Annotated in this window: 21 protein-coding genes and 2 tRNA genes; 8 read left to right on the forward strand and 15 right to left on the reverse strand. The window is 51.1% G+C overall.

The features are described 5' to 3' along the window. Positions 1–19: 19 nt before the first annotated feature. The 4 genes from uvrC to RNAN_RS13470 all read right to left on the reverse strand — a co-directional run bounded on the left by uvrC (position 20) and on the right by RNAN_RS13470 (position 3,054). Positions 20–1,837, reverse strand: coding sequence for an excinuclease ABC subunit UvrC (uvrC, locus tag RNAN_RS13455; RefSeq protein WP_008222669.1), 1,818 nt, complete (start codon positions 1,835–1,837; stop codon positions 20–22). Then, the gene (gene uvrY, locus RNAN_RS13460; protein WP_040552180.1) at positions 1,837–2,481 is read right to left on the reverse strand and encodes a UvrY/SirA/GacA family response regulator transcription factor; all 645 of its coding nucleotides are present in this window, start codon (positions 2,479–2,481) and stop codon (positions 1,837–1,839) included. The genes uvrC and uvrY overlap by 1 nt, the downstream gene beginning before the upstream one ends. Positions 2,482–2,691: 210 nt before the next feature. After that, a tRNA-Ser gene (locus RNAN_RS13465) sits at positions 2,692–2,782 on the reverse strand. Positions 2,783–2,963: 181 nt separating this feature from the next. Then, positions 2,964–3,054: transfer RNA gene (locus tag RNAN_RS13470), tRNA-Ser, on the reverse strand. A 162-nt stretch (positions 3,055–3,216) separates the two neighbouring features. On the opposite strand from RNAN_RS13470, the gene RNAN_RS13475 reads away from it, so the two are divergent. From RNAN_RS13475 to RNAN_RS13495, 5 genes are all read left to right on the forward strand, one after another. After that, complete coding sequence (locus tag RNAN_RS13475) at positions 3,217–3,885, forward strand: Bax inhibitor-1/YccA family protein (protein ID WP_008222673.1); 669 nt, start codon at positions 3,217–3,219, stop codon at positions 3,883–3,885. A gap of 104 nt (positions 3,886–3,989) precedes the next feature. Continuing rightward, positions 3,990–4,352, forward strand: coding sequence for a DsrE/DsrF/TusD sulfur relay family protein (locus tag RNAN_RS13480; protein ID WP_008222675.1), 363 nt, complete (start codon positions 3,990–3,992; stop codon positions 4,350–4,352). Continuing rightward, a complete protein-coding gene (gene tusC / locus RNAN_RS13485) occupies positions 4,352–4,708 on the forward strand; it encodes a sulfurtransferase complex subunit TusC (protein WP_008222677.1) in 357 nt (118 codons plus the stop codon). The genes RNAN_RS13480 and tusC overlap by 1 nt, the downstream gene beginning before the upstream one ends. Beyond that, positions 4,708–4,977, forward strand: a complete 270-nt coding sequence (locus RNAN_RS13490; protein WP_008222678.1) for a DsrH/TusB family sulfur metabolism protein — start codon at positions 4,708–4,710, stop codon at positions 4,975–4,977. Before tusC ends, RNAN_RS13490 begins: the two co-directional genes overlap by 1 nt. Beyond that, positions 4,965–5,300 carry a TusE/DsrC/DsvC family sulfur relay protein gene (locus RNAN_RS13495; RefSeq protein WP_008222679.1) on the forward strand — a complete coding sequence of 112 codons (336 nt, stop codon included), beginning with the start codon at positions 4,965–4,967 and terminating at the stop codon, positions 5,298–5,300. The genes RNAN_RS13490 and RNAN_RS13495 overlap by 13 nt, the downstream gene beginning before the upstream one ends. 42 nt (positions 5,301–5,342) lie before the next feature. On the opposite strand, the gene RNAN_RS19260 is transcribed toward RNAN_RS13495, so the two are convergent. The 7 genes from RNAN_RS19260 to lrp all read right to left on the reverse strand — a co-directional run bounded on the left by RNAN_RS19260 (position 5,343) and on the right by lrp (position 12,344). After that, a complete protein-coding gene (locus tag RNAN_RS19260; RefSeq protein ID WP_008222680.1) occupies positions 5,343–5,492 on the reverse strand; it encodes a hypothetical protein in 150 nt (49 codons plus the stop codon). A gap of 135 nt (positions 5,493–5,627) precedes the next feature. Then, positions 5,628–6,917 carry a serine--tRNA ligase gene (gene serS / locus RNAN_RS13500; protein WP_008222681.1) on the reverse strand — a complete coding sequence of 430 codons (1,290 nt, stop codon included), beginning with the start codon at positions 6,915–6,917 and terminating at the stop codon, positions 5,628–5,630. Between the two features lie 5 nt (positions 6,918–6,922). After that, positions 6,923–7,297 carry a fluoride efflux transporter CrcB gene (gene crcB / locus RNAN_RS13505; RefSeq protein WP_008222682.1) on the reverse strand — a complete coding sequence of 125 codons (375 nt, stop codon included), beginning with the start codon at positions 7,295–7,297 and terminating at the stop codon, positions 6,923–6,925. Beyond that, positions 7,291–8,637 carry a replication-associated recombination protein A gene (locus RNAN_RS13510; protein ID WP_008222683.1) on the reverse strand — a complete coding sequence of 449 codons (1,347 nt, stop codon included), beginning with the start codon at positions 8,635–8,637 and terminating at the stop codon, positions 7,291–7,293. Before RNAN_RS13510 ends, crcB begins: the two co-directional genes overlap by 7 nt. A gap of 5 nt (positions 8,638–8,642) precedes the next feature. Next, the gene (lolA, locus tag RNAN_RS13515) at positions 8,643–9,254 is read right to left on the reverse strand and encodes an outer membrane lipoprotein periplasmic chaperone LolA (RefSeq protein ID WP_008222686.1); all 612 of its coding nucleotides are present in this window, start codon (positions 9,252–9,254) and stop codon (positions 8,643–8,645) included. Between the two features lies 1 nt (position 9,255). Further along, positions 9,256–11,727 (reverse strand): DNA translocase FtsK 4TM domain-containing protein, encoded by a 2,472-nt coding sequence (locus RNAN_RS13520; RefSeq protein WP_008222687.1) that lies wholly within the window; start codon positions 11,725–11,727, stop codon positions 9,256–9,258. Between the two features lie 128 nt (positions 11,728–11,855). Beyond that, positions 11,856–12,344, reverse strand: coding sequence for a leucine-responsive transcriptional regulator Lrp (gene lrp / locus RNAN_RS13525; protein WP_008222690.1), 489 nt, complete (start codon positions 12,342–12,344; stop codon positions 11,856–11,858). Between the two features lie 148 nt (positions 12,345–12,492). Between lrp and ald the strand changes: the two genes are divergently transcribed. Next, positions 12,493–13,611 (forward strand): alanine dehydrogenase, encoded by a 1,119-nt coding sequence (ald, locus tag RNAN_RS13530; protein ID WP_008222693.1) that lies wholly within the window; start codon positions 12,493–12,495, stop codon positions 13,609–13,611. A 310-nt stretch (positions 13,612–13,921) separates the two neighbouring features. Beyond that, on the forward strand, positions 13,922–14,131 hold the full coding sequence (gene cspE, locus RNAN_RS13535) for a transcription antiterminator/RNA stability regulator CspE (protein ID WP_008222696.1): 210 nt from the start codon (positions 13,922–13,924) through the stop codon (positions 14,129–14,131). Positions 14,132–14,201: 70 nt separating this feature from the next. Here cspE and RNAN_RS13540 read toward each other — a convergent pair whose 3' ends face one another. From RNAN_RS13540 to RNAN_RS13550, 3 genes are read right to left on the reverse strand one after another with little or no spacing between them, the layout of a single operon-like run. Further along, positions 14,202–14,450, reverse strand: a complete 249-nt coding sequence (locus RNAN_RS13540; protein WP_008222698.1) for a DUF2960 domain-containing protein — start codon at positions 14,448–14,450, stop codon at positions 14,202–14,204. Beyond that, the gene (locus RNAN_RS13545; protein WP_008222699.1) at positions 14,434–15,294 is read right to left on the reverse strand and encodes an EamA/DMT transporter family protein; all 861 of its coding nucleotides are present in this window, start codon (positions 15,292–15,294) and stop codon (positions 14,434–14,436) included. Before RNAN_RS13545 ends, RNAN_RS13540 begins: the two co-directional genes overlap by 17 nt. Then, positions 15,291–16,460: a 1-acyl-sn-glycerol-3-phosphate acyltransferase gene (locus tag RNAN_RS13550; protein ID WP_052027299.1), complete on the reverse strand. Its 1,170-nt coding sequence runs from the start codon at positions 16,458–16,460 to the stop codon at positions 15,291–15,293. Before RNAN_RS13550 ends, RNAN_RS13545 begins: the two co-directional genes overlap by 4 nt. Before the next feature lie 202 nt (positions 16,461–16,662). Here RNAN_RS13550 and RNAN_RS13555 point away from each other — a divergent pair, with 202 nt between their 5' ends. Continuing rightward, complete coding sequence (locus RNAN_RS13555) at positions 16,663–18,165, forward strand: leucyl aminopeptidase (RefSeq protein ID WP_008222703.1); 1,503 nt, start codon at positions 16,663–16,665, stop codon at positions 18,163–18,165. Positions 18,166–18,211: 46 nt separating this feature from the next. Here the strand turns inward: RNAN_RS13555 and RNAN_RS13560 are convergent, their stop codons facing one another. After that, positions 18,212–19,084, reverse strand: a complete 873-nt coding sequence (locus tag RNAN_RS13560; protein ID WP_008222705.1) for an EamA family transporter — start codon at positions 19,082–19,084, stop codon at positions 18,212–18,214. Between the last annotated feature and the right edge of the window lie 117 nt (positions 19,085–19,201).

The following is a 19,201-nucleotide window of genomic DNA, read 5'->3' on the forward strand; positions in this document are numbered from 1 at the left end:
CAGCATCTATGCCGCTATGCTACTTGTTATGACAGGCTTGGTAAATCTTTTCTGCCTGCGCCTTGGATATACCGGGTACCGAGCTTAATTCGGCCACAGAAGCCCGCATTACGCCTTGCAAACCACCTAAATATTGCAACAATGCCTGCCGGCGTTTCTCGCCAATACCTTTTACTTGCTGCAGCGGGCTTTGTAACATGGCCTTCCCCCTTTTACTACGATGCCCGGTAATAGCAAAGCGGTGCGCTTCATCTCGAATCTGTTGAATTAAATGCAGTGCCGGCGCATCATCGGCCAGGTTAATACTGCGCCCGGAGTGTGCCAGTATCAGTGTCTCCAACCCTGGCTTACGGCTGGGGCCTTTCGCCACCCCAACCAACAGCGGCATTTTCTCGTGCGGCCAGCTGCTAAAAAAGTCAGTCGCCACGCCCAGCTGCCCTTTACCACCGTCAATAAAAATGACGTCAGGTATCGTTTCCAGCTCTTGCAGCTTGCCGTAACGTTTCTCCAGCGCAAAACGCATAGCGCCATAGTCATCACCAGCAGTAACACCGGTGACATTATAACGCCGGTACTGCGCCTTATTTGGCCCCTGACCGTCGAATACCACACAAGATGCGATAGTCGCCTGCCCCATGGTATGGCTGATATCAAAACATTCCATTCGCGTGATGGGCATCGCCAATTGCAGCAGCTGTTGCAATTGCTGATATCGCAGCGTCATTTTTTCACTCAGTGACTGTTTAGTATCGCAGGACAACTGGGCGTTCTTCTGCGCCAGGCTTAAATACTGCGCTTTTTCACCGCGCTGGGCATAGGTTAATTTCACCTTACGCCCGGCCACTTCACTGATTGCCTGCTCTACCTCAGCGTGCTCGGCCAGCTTTTTGCCAATGATAATGTCCCGCGGCGTCTGCTGTGCACCATAGCCATCCAGGTAAAACTGCAACAAAAACGCGGTAAGAATTTCATCTTCACTGGTGTCGCTGGGCACCTTAGGAAAATAAGCCTTACTGCCCAGCACCTTTTGCTCACGGACAAACAGCACATGCACTGCAGCAACTCCGTGCGAATAGGCAAAGCCTATCACGTCCATCTCGTCGTGCTCGCCACTGACGCTTTGCTGCTCCTGCACTTTTCTAAGCGCAATGATTTTATCGCGTAGCTGGGCGGCGTGTTCAAACTGCAACTGCTCGCTGGCAGCGCTCATCTGCTGCACCAAATCATCAATAACCTGCTGGTCCTTACCTTGTAAGAACAAGCTGGCCAGCTTTACCTGCTGCTGATAATCCTCATCAGATATTTTGCCAACACAGGGTGCAGAGCACAGTTTGAGCTGATATTGCAGACAAGGCCGGGTACGCGCGCGGTAAAAACCGTCTTCGCACTGGCGGATAGGAAATATTTTCTGCAGCGTTTTCAGGCTTTGCCATACTGCGCTGGCGTTAGGATAAGGGCCAAAATACTGGCCTGCTGTTTTACGTGGCCCGCGATGAGAGCTAATGCGCGGGTGTTTATGGTCACTGATCAAAATATAGGGATAAGATTTATCATCCCGCAGCAGCACGTTATAGCGCGGCATAAATTGTTTGATCAGGTTATTTTCCAGGATCAGCGCTTCGGTTTCGCTGTGTGTCAGAGTGAACTCGATGTGCGCTATCTGGCTGACCAGAGAGCGGGTCTTCACACTGTCGACCTGAACACGGAAATAACTGCTTAGCCTGGCGCGTAAATCTTTGGCTTTACCGACATAAATAACCTGCTGGCCGGTGTTTAACATACGATAAACACCGGGTTGTCGTGGTACTTTGGCTAAAAAGGCTTTGGCGTCAAACATCAGGCTTTAGCGATGTCGATCATTCCGTGGCGCAGGGCAAGGTGCGTCAGTTCAACATCCCCACTGATGGCCAGCTTTTCAAACATGCGATAGCGATAAGAATTTACCGTTTTGGCGCTGACATTAAGCTGCTCAGCGATGTCGGTCACTTTTTGTCCCTGGGTGATCATCATCATGATCTGTAATTCACGATCAGATAAGTCATCAAACGGGTTAGCACTGTGGTTATTCACTTTATTCAGTGCCATTTTCTGTGCAACTTCATCAGAGATATGCCGCACGCCGGAGTACACCTTACGGATAGCCGCCACCATTTCACGCGGGGGGGAATTTTTTGAAATAAAACCCGCCGCGCCCAGTTGCATTACCTTAGTGGGTACCGGTTCTTCACAGGACACTGACAGTGCCAGTACCTTGATATCCGGACAGTAATGCAAAATGCGCTTGGTTGCTGTCATACCGCCCATGCCGGGCATATTCATATCCATCAGCACGACATCGGGTTCGTGTTGACGGCAAAATTGCAGTGCTTCTTCGCCAGAGCCAGCTTCGCCTATCACCTTGATACCGCGCTCATCCATTAGTATGCGACTGATCCCAGTTCGTACAAGCTCGTGGTCATCAACTAACAGAACGTTAATCAATTTCGCTTCTCCGCTTCACTGGTTTTTAGAATTATTATTGAGGTTTAGCATAGCCGAGCAACGCCACTTTTGCTAACCCTAATATGCCGATAATATCAGTTTTGACCGGTTGCTGTGCAGTGTGCCAGAAAGGTTAACATTATGAAACTAAAGTTTAGTTAACAGGCGATAAAAATAGAGGTTTTGTTGATCTTAAGGCTGGCTGTAACGTGGCGGAGGGAGAGAGATTCGAACTCTCGGTGGGCTATTAACCCACGCCGGTTTTCAAGACCGGTGCATTAAACCGCTCTGCCATCCCTCCGCGTTACAGGGCGCATATTAAAAACAGCCTGCGGCTTTGTAAAGGGCTTTTTTGTCAATTTTAACCGTTTGCCTAGTAAATCAACAACAAAGCCAGTATTTAAACAAATTTAACCCGGCAACCCCCTGGCTGCCTGACCCATTTCGCTAAAAACAAAAAACCACCGCTAGGGTGGTTTTAATGGCGGAGGGAGAGAGATTCGAACTCTCGGTGGGCTATTAACCCACGCCGGTTTTCAAGACCGGTGCATTAAACCGCTCTGCCATCCCTCCGGCGACGCGTATATTAATCAGTTAACCTGATAAAAGAAAGCATTTAATTAAAAAAAATGTCAGGACAATGAAAATATGGCGCCAGGTACTGGTCTGAACGGAACTTCCTGCGTATTATGCTGCCAAAGCAATCAATAAACCTATGTATCAGGAGAACATAACATGTCATACAGAGATACAACTACCCTCAGTACCGCCGGACGCAGTATTGAAGTAAACAAAGTACTGCGTAACACCTATTTTCTGCTGGCAATGACACTGACATTCAGTGCCGTAGCTGCAGGTATTGCCATGGCGATGAATATGTCACCTGTGATGTCACTGGTGTTTTTCGTTGCGGGCTTCATCACCCTGTTTATCGTTAACAAAAAGGCCGACAGCGCCAGCGGTATCTTTTGGGTATTCGCCTTTACCGGCCTGATGGGGGCCTCCCTTGGCCCTATGCTGAACCACTACGCTAGCCTGGCCAATGGTCCGGCGCTCATTATGCAAGCACTTGGCGGTACAGCATTGATTTTCTTCAGCTTGTCAGCTTATGCCTTAACCACCCGCAAAGACTTCTCTTTTATGGGCGGTTTTTTAATGGTTGGCTTAATTGTGGTGTTGGTTGCAGCACTGGCGAATATCTTTTTAGCTATTCCAGCCCTGAGCCTGACCATCAGTGCCGTAATTATTTTGCTGATGTCGGCGCTTATCCTGTTTGATACCAGTCGTATTATCCACGGCGGTGAGACAAACTACATTCGCGCCACGGTAGGCTTGTACCTGAATGTGTTTAACATTTTCGTTAACCTGCTGCAGTTATTGGGCGTGTTTGGCGGTGATGACTAAGCGCCAGGCTTTGCCTTAACAGCGATATTCGCTAAAATGCCCCGCTCGCCGGGGCATTTTTTATTGCGGGCTCATATTCAAGGCTTTTAATCCAGGACAACAGCATGGCACGACTTGGCCTATTGATAACTTCAGATTGCTTTGCCAGCCAGACACTGAGCAGTGTGCTGTGTTTTGCCAAAGCCGCGCTGGCACAGGGCCATCAGCTTGATCATGTATTTTTATATCAGGATGCCGTTTACGCAGTCGCTGCAGAGCAAGACTTGCCGGCTGACGAGCCCGATGTCAGCGCTGAGCTGTGCCAGTTTTGTCAGCAGCAGCAAATAGACTTACTGTTTTGTGTTACTGCTGCCGAAAAGCGCGGCGTTATAAGCCCAAGCCGCCCGGCTAAAGCGGGCTATATCGCGGCCGGCCTGGCCGAGTTTGCCATGCGCCAGGCCAATATTGATAAATTGGTGCAATTTTAATGGCGAATATTTTACTGCTACAACACCATAGCCCTTTTAGCAGCAGCCATGGCCGCGAAGCACTGGATCTGGCGTTGGCACTGGCGGCGGTTGAGCATAATGTCAGCATCTTGTTTAGCGGAGATGCGGTATATCAGCTGCTGCCAACAGCCACTCATGCCGACTTTAAGCTAAAAGCGTATCCGCGCAGTTTTGCCTTATTTGAGCTGTATGATATTCATCAGGTGTATGTGTGCCAGCCATCGCTACAGCAACGTGGCATTAGCGTTGACCAGTTAAGTCTTGCTGTTACAGCACTGGCGCCAGTGGCGCAAGCGGCGCTGATGGCAGAGCAACATCAGGTAATTGGTAGCTAATGAAACTTATATCACTGATAAATCCGCTCACTGACTTTAATGAACTTGCAGCGCTGTGTACGCCGGCTGATGCCTTGTTATTGCGCCAGGATGCCGTGTATTTATGCTTACGGGCAAACGTGCAATGGCCGGTTAGCCAGTGTTATGCACTGGATATTGATGTACAAAGCCGCAATATCACCGTGCCGGACAGTGTGCAGCTGATAAATGCCGCGCAGTGGGTTGAGCTGGTAGTGCAAGCAGAGGTAAACCTGTTATGGCCGAGCTGATTGTTGGCAACCAGCATTTGCCGCTGGATAAACACGGTTATCTGTTACAGTTAACCGATTGGAACGAACAGGTCGCGCTGGCATTTGCCGCACTGGAAAATATTACCCTTAGCGAAGCGCACTGGGAAGTGGTGCATTTTGTCCGCCAGTTTTATCTGCAATTTCATACCTCACCGGCAATACGCATACTGGTAAAAGCCATGGCGCAACAACTGGGGCCGGAAAAAGGTAACAGCAAATACCTGTTTATGTTATTTCCACAAGGCCCGGCTAAACAAGCGACACGTATTGCCGGTTTACCCAAGCCCGCTAAGTGCCTCTAGCTGCGCTTACATAGCGTGTTATTACCTAAAACGTGAACGGCGTTAGCCAAAGGCATCTGTCACTATGCTGATAATGGCTTCCAGCGTCACGATAGCAAAGACTGCTACTATGCCAACTATAATGGCCCAATATATTGAACGCATCAGCGCCGGATTGGTTTGCTTCAGGCTTTTACGTGGTTTGGCGGCCATGCCCTATCCCTGCGCCGACATCATAATGCCATTAGTATAGACAGCAATAAAAAGCCCCGGCAAACCTGATCTGCCGGGGCTTTTTAGTTAATTTCAGCTAACGGATGTATTTTTCGCCCCATTAGTCAAATTTAGCTACCCTAGCTTTTCCACGCCGCCCATATAAGGCCGCAGTACCTCAGGCACTATGACGCTGCCATCGGCCTGCTGGTAATTCTCTAAAATAGCCACCAGGGTGCGGCCAACAGCCAGTGCCGAGCCATTAAGCGTATGAATCAGCTCCGGCTTTTTCATTTCTGCACTGCGGTAACGCGCCTGCATGCGCCGCGCCTGGAAATCGCCCATATTGCTGCAGGATGAAATTTCGCGGTAGGTATTTTGTGCCGGCAACCAGACTTCCAAATCATAGGTTTTGCATGAGCCAAAGCCCATATCACCGGTGCACAGCAGCATGACACGGTATGGCAGGCCCAGCAACTGCAGCACTTTTTCGGCATGACCAGTCAGCTCTTCCAGCGCCTGCATCGACTGCTCTGGCTTAACTAATTGCACCAGCTCCACTTTGTCAAACTGATGCTGACGAATAAGGCCACGGGTATCGCGGCCATAAGAGCCGGCTTCACTGCGAAAACAAGGCGTGTGCGCCGTGTATTTAATCGGTAGTTCGCTGGCGTCAAAAATAGTGTCGCGCGCCAGGTTAGTTACCGGCACCTCCGCGGTGGGGATAAGCGCCATGCCCTGCCCCTCTTCGGTCGCCGGCTGAGTGTGAAACAAATCGGCGCCAAATTTTGGCAGCTGGCCGGTACCGTACAAGCTGGCATGGTTTACCAGATACGGCACATAGACCTCGGTGTAACCATGCTCACGGATGTGTAAGTCCAGCATAAACTGGGTTAAAGCGCGGTGTAAGCGCGCGACCTGACCACGCATAACGACAAAGCGCGAACCGGCAACCTTAACCGCACTTTCAAAATCCAGCCCTTTGTCCAGCGCTTCGCCCAGCGCCACATGGTCCTGAATGGTAAAGTTGAACTCGGTTGGCTCGCCAACGCGGCGCACTTCAAGGTTCTGGGTCTCATCTTTGCCAGCAGGTACCGACAGATCCGGCAAATTCGGCACACTCAGCGCTATTTGCTCAACCTCGGCCAGCACAGCATCCAACTGCTGCTTGGCAGCATCAAGCTGGGCGCCCAGGCCATCGACTTCAGCCAGTAGCGGCGTAATGTCTTCACCGCGCCCTTTCGCCTGACCGATCGCTTTAGATTTGGTATTACGCAGGTTTTGCAGCTCCTGCGTGTCAACCTGCAACTTGCGTCTTAGCTCTTCGAGCTCACTTAAGCGGGCCACATCCAGCACAAAGCCACGCTGAGCGAGCCGGGCGGCAGTTTCGGTTAATTCGGTACGTAAAAATTTCGCATCTAGCATAGTAATTACTTCATTGAACCCAGTTTAAGCCCTAACCAGGCAAGCGTTAAACATAACAACACATTGAAAAACACGTTGGCGATTGCCTTTTGCCACTCGCCTTGTTGCAACAGCAACACGGTGTCCAGCGAAAAGGTTGAAAAGGTGGTAAAAGCCCCTATCAGGCCGATAGCCACCAACGCCCGCCATGGCGAGGTAGCCAGTAAGCCTGCGCTAAACAGGCCATATAACAGCCCCAATACAAAAGAGCCCAGAATATTAACCAGCAAAGTGCCAAAAGGGAATGACTTACCCAAAACATTCAGCGCCAATTCGTTACAGGCATAACGCAAACAGGCGCCCAGCGCGCCGCCACAGGCCACGGCCAGATAGGTTAGCATGGTTCATCCCGCTGCTTTGTACTTTGCGCGTCTAATTCTCGCAGGTAGCGCAGTTTTTCTGCCAGCTGCTTTTCCATACCACGCTCGCTTGGCTGATAAAAGCGCTGGCCACGAAGCTCGACCGGTAAATAACGCTCGCCGGCGGCATAAGCACCGGGCTCATCATGAGCATAGCGATAACCTTTCCCCATCCCCAGCTGCTGCATTAACGCCGTTGGTGCGTTACGCAAATGCATCGGCACCTCATACGCTGGCTGATCGCTGACCAGTTGCTTTAACTGGTTAAAAGCGCTGTATACCGCGTTACTTTTCGGTGCCAGCGCCAGATAAACCGCGGCTTGCGCAATGGCGCGCTCGCCCTCGGCCGACCCAACCCGCTCAAAGGTATCCCAGGCATTCAGTGCCAGCGTTAAGGCGCGCGGATCGGCATTGCCAATATCTTCACTGGCAATGGCCAGTAAGCGGCGGGCAACATACAAAGGGTCACCACCGCCAGCCAGAATACGGCAGTACCAGTACAGTGCCGCATCGGGATCCGAGCCGCGTACTGACTTGTGAAAAGCGGATATCAGGTCATAAAACATATCACCCTGATTATCAAAGCCAGGCAACTGGCGCGGCATTAACTGTTTTAACGTCTGCACACTGATGGTGGTGGCCTGGCCCTCAGTGTTGTTAAGCTCAGCCGCTTGTTCAAGTAAATTCAGCAGCCGGCGCGCATCCCCCGCGGCCAGCTGTAACAATAAAGCTCTGGCGGCATCGTCTAACTGCACCTGCTGTTGGCCTAAGCCACGCTCGGCATCGGTTAATGCCTGTTGTAACACCTGGCCTAATTCAGCCTCAGTCAGGCTTTTTAGCACACAGACACGGGCGCGTGACAAAATAGCGTTATTTAGCGCAAACGACGGGTTTTCGGTGGTGGCACCGATAAAAATAATAGTGCCATCTTCAATATGGGGTAAAAACGCATCCTGCTGGCTTTTGTTAAAGCGGTGCACTTCATCGACAAACAGCAGAGTGCGCTGCGAATATTGCTGCTGGCGCTGCTGCGCTTGAGAAATGGCGTCGCGGATCTCTTTAATGCCCGACGTTACGGCCGACAGCTTAATAATAGCGGCATCGGCATGGCTGGCAATCACCTCGGCCAGCGTGGTCTTGCCGGTGCCAGGCGGCCCCCATAAAATAAGTGAAAACACCCGGCCGGCTTCTATGGCTTTTCGCAGTGCAGTAGCTGGCCCCACCAGATGCTGCTGGCCGACATATTCGTGCAGATCGCGCGGCCGCATTCTTGCCGCCAGCGGGCGAAAATCGTCACTAAAATTAAACGGCAATGAAGTCACGGTAATTATCGCTGGCGCTGATCGTCAATATCAGTATGCTCTGGTGGCACAAACTGAAACAAACTGTCGTCCAGGGTAACGTTCAGCTGCATCAGGGTAAAGTTAAACTCGCTTTGCTGCTTATTCACGTCTAACACCTGCATGGCAGAGAGTGCATCGCCGGAAAAACGCAGTGTCAGTTGCTTTACCGGGCTATCGGCCTGCTTGGCGGTAATGACAAACTGCTCTGCCTGCTGGGTCACCTCGTACTGCGCCCACAGTTCGGGTTTGGTTGAGGTTAACAGCACAAAGGGCGTACGGTTAACTTCAGTGGCTGCATCATAAATGGTCAGCTGCTCCAGCGCTTCGTTATAAAACCACAGGCTTTGACCATCACCGATAAATAAATTGGCCTCAGGCTCGGTGGTTTCAAAGCGAAAACGCGCGGGCTGTTTAATTAACAGCTCGCCTTTACCCTGCTGCAATAACTGGCCATCATGGTCCACTACCCGTTGCTCAAAACTGGCGGCAAAGCTTTTAATGGTGGCCAGTTTACGCTGCAAGGTACTCTCGGCAGTTTGCGCCAGCACCGGCACACTGGCACACAACATCAGGCTTAGAACAACACGCGCTAACATTTTAATATCCCTTAGGTGGCGGTGGCGCCATCACTTCACGGTTACCATTATGGCCGGGGCCACTGACAATACCACTGTGCTCCATCTGCTCAACCAGACGGGCGGCACGGTTATAGCCGATACGAAACTTACGCTGCACACCCGACACTGAGGCGCGTCGACTTTCGGTAACAAAGGCTACCGCCTGATCATACAGCGGATCAGCCTCGCCATCTTCACCCTCTAAGGTTTCGCCGGGCAGCAAATTCTCTTCGGTGGTTTCACCGCTTAAAATCTCAGGTATGTAGTTGGGGCGACCGCGTTTTTTCCAATCAGCTACCACAGCATGCACTTCATGGTCATCCACAAAGGCACCGTGCACCCGGGTTGGCACGCCTGAGCCGGGCGGCAAATACAGCATATCGCCCTGGCCTAACAAGCTCTCAGCACCCTGCTGATCTAAAATGGTGCGCGAGTCTATCTTCGACGACACCTGAAAGGCGATACGGGTGGGTATATTGGCTTTAATCAAGCCGGTGATGACATCGACCGATGGCCGCTGTGTCGCCAGGATTAAATGAATACCGGCCGCCCGCGCTTTTTGCGCGATACGGGCAATCAGCTCTTCAACCTTTTTACCGACAATCATCATCATGTCGGCAAATTCATCTATTACCACCACGATAGCCGGCAGTTTTTCCAACAGCGGCGCTTCGGTACGCATATCGTCTGATGGCCGCCATAACGGATCTTTTAACGGCGTACCATCAGCAAGCGCTTCTTTTACCTTAGCGTTATAACCCTTTAAGTTACGCACGCCCAGTGCCGACATCAGCTTATAGCGGCGCTCCATCTCACCGACACACCAGCGCAGGCCGTTAGCGGCATCTTTCATATCGGTGACCACTTCGGTCAGCAAATGCGGTATGCCCTCGTAAATCGACAGCTCGAGCATTTTCGGGTCAATCATTAAAAAGCGCACATCGTCGGGCGTTGATTTGTACAGTAAGCTACAAATCATCACATTCACGCCCACCGATTTACCCGAGCCTGTGGTACCAGCCACCAGCAGGTGCGGCATTTTGGCTAAATCGGCTACCACTGACTTACCGGCAATATCTTTACCCAGCACCATGGTCAGCGCCGATTTTGACTGCTCAAACACCTCATCGCCAATGACTTCAGATAAGCGCACAATTTCACGGTGCTGGTTTGGCAGCTCCAGGCCGATAAAGGACTTACCTGGTATCACTTCTACCACCCGCACACTGATAGCGGATAACGAGCGGGCTAAATCTTTGGCTAAACCGGTAATTTTACTGACCTTAACGCCCGGTGCTAAATCAAGCTCAAACCGGGTAACCACCGGCCCCGGGTGCACCCCCACGACTTTGGCTTCGACGTTAAAATCCAGCAGCTTGGCTTCTACCAGCCGTGATACCCGCTCTAAATCGGCCGGATCTATCGGGTTAGTGGCTTTATCCGGGCGGTCAAGCAGTGCCAATGAAGGCAGTTCATCTAACTGATGCGACACTTCCTGGCTGTCATCTTCTTCTTCACTGCCAAGGCTTGCCATCAGCTCGTCTTCGGCCTCTGGTGGTAAATCCAGTTGTTGCAGCGTATCGGCCCAGCGCGCGTTATCCGGCTCATCTATGGCACTGAATGACAAGGCTTCATCGGCCAGGGTATCCACACTGTAAAAGGCTTTAGCCTGGGTTTTTACATCCAGCGGCGTTATCGGCAGGCTGTCTGACACTGTCTTAACAGGTTGCGGTTTTGGCAAAGTTTTGCTTAGCGGCGCCTCTGTACGGGCAGTTTTCGCTATTGCTACAGGCTCAAGGTCCGCCTCTTCTTCAGCAAAAGGGTCATAGTCGTCAGCCTGGCGTGCTTTTAGCCTGGCCGGCACGCTTATCACAAACTGCACCGCAGTATAACAGGCTGCGCCCAGCGCATCGGCGACTGTTAGCCAGGAGATGCCGGTCATCAGGGTTAAGCCGGTGGCAAAACCGCACAGCAGCAGCAACACGGTACCAATAAAATTAAACGCCGGCAGCAGCGCACCAGACACGACATCGCCAATTACACCGCCAGAAGAAAAATAATAGATGTCGTTAAAATTCATACTGCTAATGGCGGTAGCGCTTAATAACGTCAGTACCAGGCCAATCAGCCGCAAACCCAGGATCAGGTAATCCAGGCTCATCACATGATGAAAGCGTTTAAACAACAAATAGCCGGCAAAGGCGACTAAAAACGGCAGTAAGTAGGCTATCCAGCCAAAACTAAACAGTAACAAATCAGCCAGCCAGGCACCGACCGGCCCGGCATAATTGTGCACGCTGTGCTGATAACCGGTTTGCGACCAGCTGGGATCGGCCGGGTCGAACGTTAACAAGGCCAACAATAAAAACAGGGCAAAGCCGGTAAACAGAATTAACCCGACTTCCAGCAAACGCTGTACCCCATTTAATGGAAAATAAGCTCGGTTTTGCAAATGAAATGCCCTACCCTTTTATCGTTATAGTGGTGCAAGCGCAAACTGTTGTTAAGATACCAGAGACAGTGTAAAAGTGCATCCGTGAAGCATGGCTGAACCGCCAATTAGCAGTTAAATGCCAGCCGCTAACTGCTGATCGCCACAAAAGTGGTTTGCTTCACCTCTTCCATTACCACATAGGTGCGGCTTTCACGCACACTGGGTAAGCGCAGCAGGGTTTCTCCCAATAGCTCACGGTAGGCCGCCATATTGGCCACCCGGGTTTTTAACAGAAAGTCGAAACTGCCCGAGACCAGATGGCACTCCTGAATTTCTTGGAGCTTTTGTACCGCTTTACTAAATTCGTCAAAATCTTCCGGCGAGGTTTTGCTTAAGGTAATTTCGACAAACACCAGCAAAGCAGCACCCACTTTATGTGGGTCAACCTGGGCGGTATAGCCTAAAATAACCCCTTCAGCTTCCAGCTTGCGTACCCGCTCCAGGCAAGGTGTCGGGCTTAGGCCAACCCTGCGCGCCAGCTCAACATTGGCCAGGCGGCCGTCTTGCTGTAGCTCGGCAAGTATTTTGCGGTCAATTCTATCTAACTTCTTGATACTTTTACTTAAAGAATACATAGCAGCGTAAAAAATTGCTTTTTATATTTAAACAGAATTTTGCACTACCAAAGCGCATTAAAACAAGCATTAATTCTATATATTTAGCAGTATACTGCGCACAAATTTTACCTTGGCCAACCAAAACCTGATAAAAGGGCATAAAAACATGATTATTGGCGTACCAAAAGAGATTAAAAACCACGAATACCGTGTTGGCATGACACCGGCCAGCGTGCGTGAACTGATTAACCACAAGCACAGCGTGATTGTTGAGACTAATGCCGGTATCGGTATCGGTTTCACCGACGAAGACTACACCGCTGCGGGTGCCACTGTGGTTGCCACTGCCGCTGAAGTGTTTGCCAAAGCCGACATGATAGTGAAAGTAAAAGAGCCACAGGCTGTTGAGCGCGCCATGCTGCGTGAAGATCAGATCCTGTTCACCTACCTGCATTTAGCACCGGATTTGCCACAGACTGAAGATCTGATCAAATCAAAAGCCGTTTGTATCGCTTATGAAACCGTTACCGATAGCCGTGGTGGTTTACCGCTGTTAGCACCTATGTCAGAAGTAGCCGGCCGTATGTCTATTCAGGCCGGTGCCCGTGCGCTGGAGAAATCCTGTGCTGGCCGTGGCATGCTGTTAGGTGGCGTACCGGGCGTAGCGCCGGCCAAAGTAGTGGTGATCGGTGGTGGTATGGTAGGTACTAATGCTGCGCAAATGGCGCTGGGTTTAGGTGCAGATGTGACCGTACTGGATCGCAGTGTTGATGTACTGCGCCGTATCAATGCCCAGTTTAACGGTGCGGTCAAAGCCATATACTCGACCGCTGACGCGCTGGAGCAGGAAGTGCTGGCGGCCGACTTAGTCATCGGTGGTGTACTGGTGCCAGGTGCTGCCGCGCCTAAGCTGGTGACTAAAGATCATATCAAACGGATGAAACCAGGCTCTGCTATCGTGGATGTGGCGATTGACCAGGGTGGTTGTGTGGAAACCTCTAAACCTACTACCCACGCCGACCCAACCTATATTGTGGATGACGTAGTACACTACTGCGTTGCCAACATGCCAGGTGCGGTACCACGCACGTCAACCTTTGCCTTAAATAACGCCACGCTGCCGTTTATTATTCGTCTGGCCAATAAAGGCTACAAACAAGCTTTACTGGACGACGCCCATTTAATGAATGGCCTGAACGTGATGCACGGTAAAGTGACCAATCAAAGTGTGGCCGAAGCCTTAGGTTTTGCCTTCGTTGAACCCAAAAGTTTATTAATTGCTTAATGTTCAATAAATAAGCAACTTGCTTAACAGGCCGCTGCAGCGGCCTTTTTTATTGCTGGTAGTTTTTTATTTGTCTGACAACGGTTTATTTGCATTTTACTATATACATTCGCTGCAGACCTGTTATAGTGCTCTCCGGCCTGTAAAGCAGACCTATGTAACAAAATGTTTATGAACACTTCGCTACACAGCTTCATTGTAAGTCATGTCCTGAAGATTCACGCACGTTTGGCCGCATAAGTAAGGTAACAGTCAGGCTAAAAGCGCAATTAAGCGTCAATTAGTTTATTAAAATTTTTAGGAGTCATTCATGGCTAAAGTAACTGGTGTAGTTAAGTGGTTCAACGCTGATAAAGGTTTCGGTTTCATCACTCAGGACAACGGCGGCGCAGACGCTTTTGTTCACTTCCGTGCAATCCAGACTGAAGGTTACAAAACCTTAAACGAAGGTCAGCGCGTATCGTTCGAAATCGAACAAGGCCAAAAAGGCCCACAAGCTGCTAACGTTACTGTACTGTAATTTAAGCGCTTGCTAAAAAAAGGACACTCAGGTGTCCTTTTTTATTGGCTGCCATTTAGCCGTAGTCACATTACGCTTTCTGTTCTCTGACAAAAGCGATATCGGCAAACCCCATACGGGCAAACTCCTGCTGGCGGTAATTTTTAACCGCAGCACCGCGTTTGGCTGTCATGGCTACCTGTTGCTCCATTGCTAAAAAGCGGGTTAAATCTATGCCCTCAGCGGCCGCCACCGCCTCATACATATCGCGGTGTTTATCATAGCTAAAGTTAATCACTTTACGCTGTTTATTAAAGCTGTAACTAATTTGTCTGGCCATGCAGCGCCTCTTTGCCGTTTGTACACAATTTACAGGATAGCACCAGCAGCACTGAACCTAGCGCCAGGGTACTGATATTTTCCTGCCGGTTCCACAGCAGAATGTTTACCACTAAGCCCGCCGGGATCAGCATATTATTCATCACCGCCAGTACACCACTACTCACTTGGGTGGCACCTTTATTCCACCAGTAATAACCGCCGCCAGAAGCCACCAGGCCAAGCCATAACAGCACTGACCACTGCACGTTGCTTTGCGGATAATTACCAGCGCCAAGCAGCCACCAGGCAGGCACTGCAATAAACAAAGCGCCAAGATAAAACCAGCCAAACAACTGGTGTTGTTGTACGGCTATCGGCTGCTGTGCTATCAACCGCTTGTACCCCACCTGGCCGATGGCAAAACACAGGTTAGCGCCCTGCACCACGGCAAAGCCCAACCAGTAATCACTGCTTAGGCCCTGATAACGCATAATGGCCGCGGCCAGCACGGCCAAAACAGCCGCCAGTAAAAACCGCAACTGAAAGCGCCCGGCCAGTAAGTCGTGCAGTAAGGTGATATACACCGGGGTAAAGATGGTAAATACCAGCACTTCAGGCACGCTTAACAGCAAAAAGGACTGATAGTAGAACAGATACATCAGCCCCAGTTGCACTGCGCCAAGTAGCATTAACTTAGCCACCAGCACCAACGGCTGTGGCCGTAAGAAAGGTAAAAACACCAGCAGCGCCAGTAGTACCCGGCTTAGTACGGCAAAATAGGCATCTACCTGCCCGGCCAGATAAACGCCAATTAAGCTAAACGAAAACGCCCACAGCAGTGTGACGGCAATCAGATAGCTCACTGGCTGCTCTCTTTATCTGACGTTAGGGGCTGCTGTGACGTTAGGGGCTGCTGTAAGGCTAACTGTTGCTGTTTCACAAGAGGCGCGGCATACAAGGCGCTAAGCATTGGTGCGGCACTGGCCGGTAGCTGCTGCAAACGCTGCTGCCACAGCTCGGCGACTTTTTCGCTGATGTCACTGTGTTGCTGGCCGGCGGCTAAATAGTTTACCGGATATAAGCGGTACTGCTGCCAAATTTGCTGGTCAATCAGGCTGGCCAGCTGCTCCGGCTCGGCCGGAATATCGGTTAAGGGTTTACCAAAGGCAACATGCACCCTGCCCTTAAAACCAACAATGCCTTTGATAATACTGTCGATATCTTCAAACTCGCCTTTTTGATACGAGCCCTGGGTTTGTTTTTGCCACAGCTCGTTTATTTTATCGATATCGCAAGGGTCGTACTCATAAGACAGGCACACCGGCACGATATTCAGCCCGGCCATATAGCTGGCAAAGTCTTCACCGCGCTTTTTGCCTTCCATATAGAACATCTTCAGGATAGCAGGATCGGTTTGATCGTTGCCGTCTTTGGCGCGGCCCTCTTTTTGCGCGATCCAAATAGCATGTTGCTCTGACAGTGACTGCTTAATGTAGCCGGACAGCTGCGATAAGTTTTTCAGCATCTCACGCGGGCCTTTCGCGCCACGTTTGACGATAAAACTTTTGTTTAACTTCATCAGCTCAGTGGCACAGGGTTTACGCAGCAAGTTATCACCAATGGCAATACGTACCGTATCAAAACCATGGTGATGCAAGCACCAGTTAACCAGTGCCGGATCCATGGCGATGTCACGGTGGTTTGACACAAACAAATAGGCCTTACCCGGCGTTAACTGCTCAATGCCCGACACACTGACATTATTGGTGGTGCTGTCAATCATGCGGTCCATAAAACCAGCCACTTGCTGCTGTACCGCCAATACCGTGGTCAACTTAGCCCAGCGCCGTTTTAAGGCAAACTTCACCAGCGGTGATAACAGCCAGCCAAAAGGGCCGGATAAATGCGGAAAGCGATAATGTAAAATGGCCTGAATAAATTCATCATCGGCAATTAAGCGGGCTATAGCCGGTGCCACTTCATCATCATTGTAAGGCCGGATATCGGCAAAAAGATCTTGGTCTGACACAACAATCACTACGTAAATTAGCCAACAAGCGCCACATTTTACTGGCTTAAACAAAATTCACCAGCAAAGATACATAATTGTTTCTGCCAGAATGCGGATCGCGCCCAGCCAACATAACAGTACAGCGCTTTATCGCAACCAGGTTGCCGCGAGCATTCGCTGTGCTGACAATAACGCCAACACCAACTAAGGGATTAACACCATGCGAAAACTTCTTACTGCCGCCGGCTTACTGTTAAGTTTTGTCAGTAGCGCCAGCAGCTTTACCGTTAACTTTACCAGCCAGGCGCCGGCTAACAGCGACACCTTGCTGATGCTGGTAGCCAGCAATACGCCGCTAACCGATGCCGGCCTTAAACAACTGGCCGACAGCGAAAATTTCAGCGGTAACAGCGGCCAGCACTTACATTACCTGAAACCCGCCTCGCCTTTTGAACGCTATCAGCGCCTGATGCTGGTTGGCGCTGGCAATGCCAGCGAGCACAGTGCCAGCAAAGCGGCTTTTATTGGTGGCGATATTGCCAGGCTATTAAGTAAGTCTGCGGCAAAACAGGTGGTTATTGATACCAGCGCCCTTAACAGCAGCTTAAGCGACACTGAGCTTGCTGCCCAACTGGCGTTTGGCGCTAACCTGGCCAGCTACAAGTTTAACCGTTATCTGAGTAATGCAACCGAACCGACGTTGCCGGCGCTGCATTTTGTCGTGTCGGATGAAAAAGCCGCGCAGCGGCGGCACCAGCAATTAACTGCCGTTGCCAATGGTGTGCGCCTGGCGCGTGATTTAACCAACGAGCCGGCCATGGGTTTGGCACCAGCCACCTTTGCCGCCAAAGCGTTAGAGCTGAAAAAGCTGGGCGTTAAAGTAACGGTATTGGATGAAAAAGCGCTGGAGAAAAACAACATGGGCGCCATTTTAGCCGTAGGCCGTGGCAGCGCCCGCCCACCGCGGCTAGTCATAGCGCACTGGCAAGGCAGCCAGCAGGCACCGCTGGCCATTGTCGGTAAAGGCATAACCTTTGACACCGGCGGCTATAACCTGAAAACCCAGGCTGACTCTATTATTCGTATGACCAGTGATATGGCAGGCGCCGCTGCGGCACTGGGAACCGTGGCAGCGCTGGCAGAGCAAAAAGCGCCGGTGAATGTCGTAGCGCTGCTGGCCCTGGCCGAGAATATGATTTCCGACCGGGCTTATCTGCCGGGCGATGTGATTAACACTGCTGCCGGTTTAAGCGTAGAGATCATCAATACCGACGCCGAAGGCCGGCTGGTGATGGCTGACGCGCTCTGGTATGCCGAAAACACCTTAAAGCCACGCGCTATTGTTGATATCGCCACCCTGACCGGCGCTAAAGTTACCGCCTTGGGGGCTTATTATGCCGGCTTGCTTACCCAGCATGAGCCGCTGGCACTGCAGCTGCAGCAAGCTGCCGACAGCGTAAACGAGAAACTCTGGCGCTTGCCACTGAGCGACGACATGCGCCCTGAGCTAAAAAGCAGGATTGCCGATTTGCGTAATACCGGTAGCAGCGCCGGTGCATCTACCGCAGCACTTTTTTTACAGCAGTTTGTAAAAAATACGCCTTTTGCGCATATCGACATTGCCGGTAATGCACTTACCGGCAGCAGTAAAGGTATTACGCCGGAAGGCGCAACCGGCTTTGGTGTACAGCTGTTAACAGAATGGGCGTTAACCCAGCCGTAAGGCGTGTATACCCCGCCCACTTCTGCCTGAGGCAGTACTTGTTGCCTCAGGCCCACATTACCGCAATGGCCGCCAGTACAATTAGCAGTAAGCCCCAATGGTCAGCGCGTTGTAGCCTTTCTTTAAACACCAGCGCTGAAATCAGTAGCATAAACAGCACTTCTATTTGCCCCAGAGTTTTTACCAGCGCCACCGATTCCAGACTCATCGCGGTGAACCAGCCGACAGAGCCAACACAGCTGCAGACACTCACCGCCAGCGTCAGTTTCGGCCGCTGCCACAGCGCGGCTAAAGTCGGTCGCTCGGATAGCAGTATATAAACGGTTAAAATCAGCGTTTGCAGCAGAATAACCAGCAGCAATACCCAGGCGGCGCCATGAGGGAAAGGCAACCCCAGCACCAGGCTGGCCTGACGCACCCACAACGATGTCAGCGCAAACGCCAAACCACTTAACAAGCCAAGCAGTAATACCGGCCAGGATAACTGACGCCAGCTGGCACCACTGAGCAAAAATACCGCCACCGCGCCAAGCCCCACCCCACACCAGGCCAGCAAACTTAGCGACTCACTAAAAAACGCCACGCCAAGTACCGCTGCTAAGATGGCTTCACTTTTCGCCAGGCCGGCGCCAATAGCATAGTTTCGTAGTTTAAACAACTTAACCATCAGCGCTGTGGCCAGTATTTGTGCCAGCGCCGCCGCGATAATAAAACCGGTAAACGGCAAGCTGAATTCAGGCCATGCCACCGGCTGCCACTGATATAAACTAAACAGATAGATGGCCGCCAGCGGCGATGCCCATAAAAACCGCGCCAGCGTCACCCCGGCAATACTGACCTCTTTGCTAAGTTGTTTTTGAAATGCATTACGCCAGGCCTGCATAAACGCAGCCAGCAAGGTAAAGGGGATCCACAGCACAATAACAGACTCTGTAAGACGTAAAGATGGCTAGGATATCAAGGCAGCAGCCAACTGGATAGCAGCTAAAAGCGATAGTGAGTATACAGAGGGCTAATTAGCGCTAGCCCTCTGAAT

This window comes from Rheinheimera nanhaiensis E407-8 (genome assembly GCF_000296695.1).
Taxonomy (GTDB): domain Bacteria; phylum Pseudomonadota; class Gammaproteobacteria; order Enterobacterales; family Alteromonadaceae; genus Alishewanella; species Alishewanella nanhaiensis.

Excerpts from the sequence above, each read along its gene's own strand:
- RNAN_RS13495 (WP_008222679.1), top strand. The coding sequence starts at position 4,965 with ATGGCCGAGCTGATTGTTGGCAACCAGCATTTGCCGCTGGATAAACAC.
- lolA (WP_008222686.1), bottom strand. The coding sequence starts at position 9,254 with ATGTTAGCGCGTGTTGTTCTAAGCCTGATGTTGTGTGCCAGTGTGCCG.
- ald (WP_008222693.1), top strand. The coding sequence starts at position 12,493 with ATGATTATTGGCGTACCAAAAGAGATTAAAAACCACGAATACCGTGTT.
- uvrC (WP_008222669.1), bottom strand. The coding sequence starts at position 1,837 with ATGTTTGACGCCAAAGCCTTTTTAGCCAAAGTACCACGACAACCCGGT.
- crcB (WP_008222682.1), bottom strand. The coding sequence starts at position 7,297 with ATGCTAACCTATCTGGCCGTGGCCTGTGGCGGCGCGCTGGGCGCCTGT.
- RNAN_RS19260 (WP_008222680.1), bottom strand. The coding sequence starts at position 5,492 with ATGGCCGCCAAACCACGTAAAAGCCTGAAGCAAACCAATCCGGCGCTG.
- RNAN_RS13490 (WP_008222678.1), top strand. The coding sequence starts at position 4,708 with ATGAAACTTATATCACTGATAAATCCGCTCACTGACTTTAATGAACTT.
- serS (WP_008222681.1), bottom strand. The coding sequence starts at position 6,917 with ATGCTAGATGCGAAATTTTTACGTACCGAATTAACCGAAACTGCCGCC.
- RNAN_RS13555 (WP_008222703.1), top strand. The coding sequence starts at position 16,663 with ATGCGAAAACTTCTTACTGCCGCCGGCTTACTGTTAAGTTTTGTCAGT.
- tusC (WP_008222677.1), top strand. The coding sequence starts at position 4,352 with ATGGCGAATATTTTACTGCTACAACACCATAGCCCTTTTAGCAGCAGC.
- RNAN_RS13540 (WP_008222698.1), bottom strand. The coding sequence starts at position 14,450 with ATGGCCAGACAAATTAGTTACAGCTTTAATAAACAGCGTAAAGTGATT.
- lrp (WP_008222690.1), bottom strand. The coding sequence starts at position 12,344 with ATGTATTCTTTAAGTAAAAGTATCAAGAAGTTAGATAGAATTGACCGC.
- RNAN_RS13480 (WP_008222675.1), top strand. The coding sequence starts at position 3,990 with ATGGCACGACTTGGCCTATTGATAACTTCAGATTGCTTTGCCAGCCAG.
- cspE (WP_008222696.1), top strand. The coding sequence starts at position 13,922 with ATGGCTAAAGTAACTGGTGTAGTTAAGTGGTTCAACGCTGATAAAGGT.
- RNAN_RS13475 (WP_008222673.1), top strand. The coding sequence starts at position 3,217 with ATGTCATACAGAGATACAACTACCCTCAGTACCGCCGGACGCAGTATT.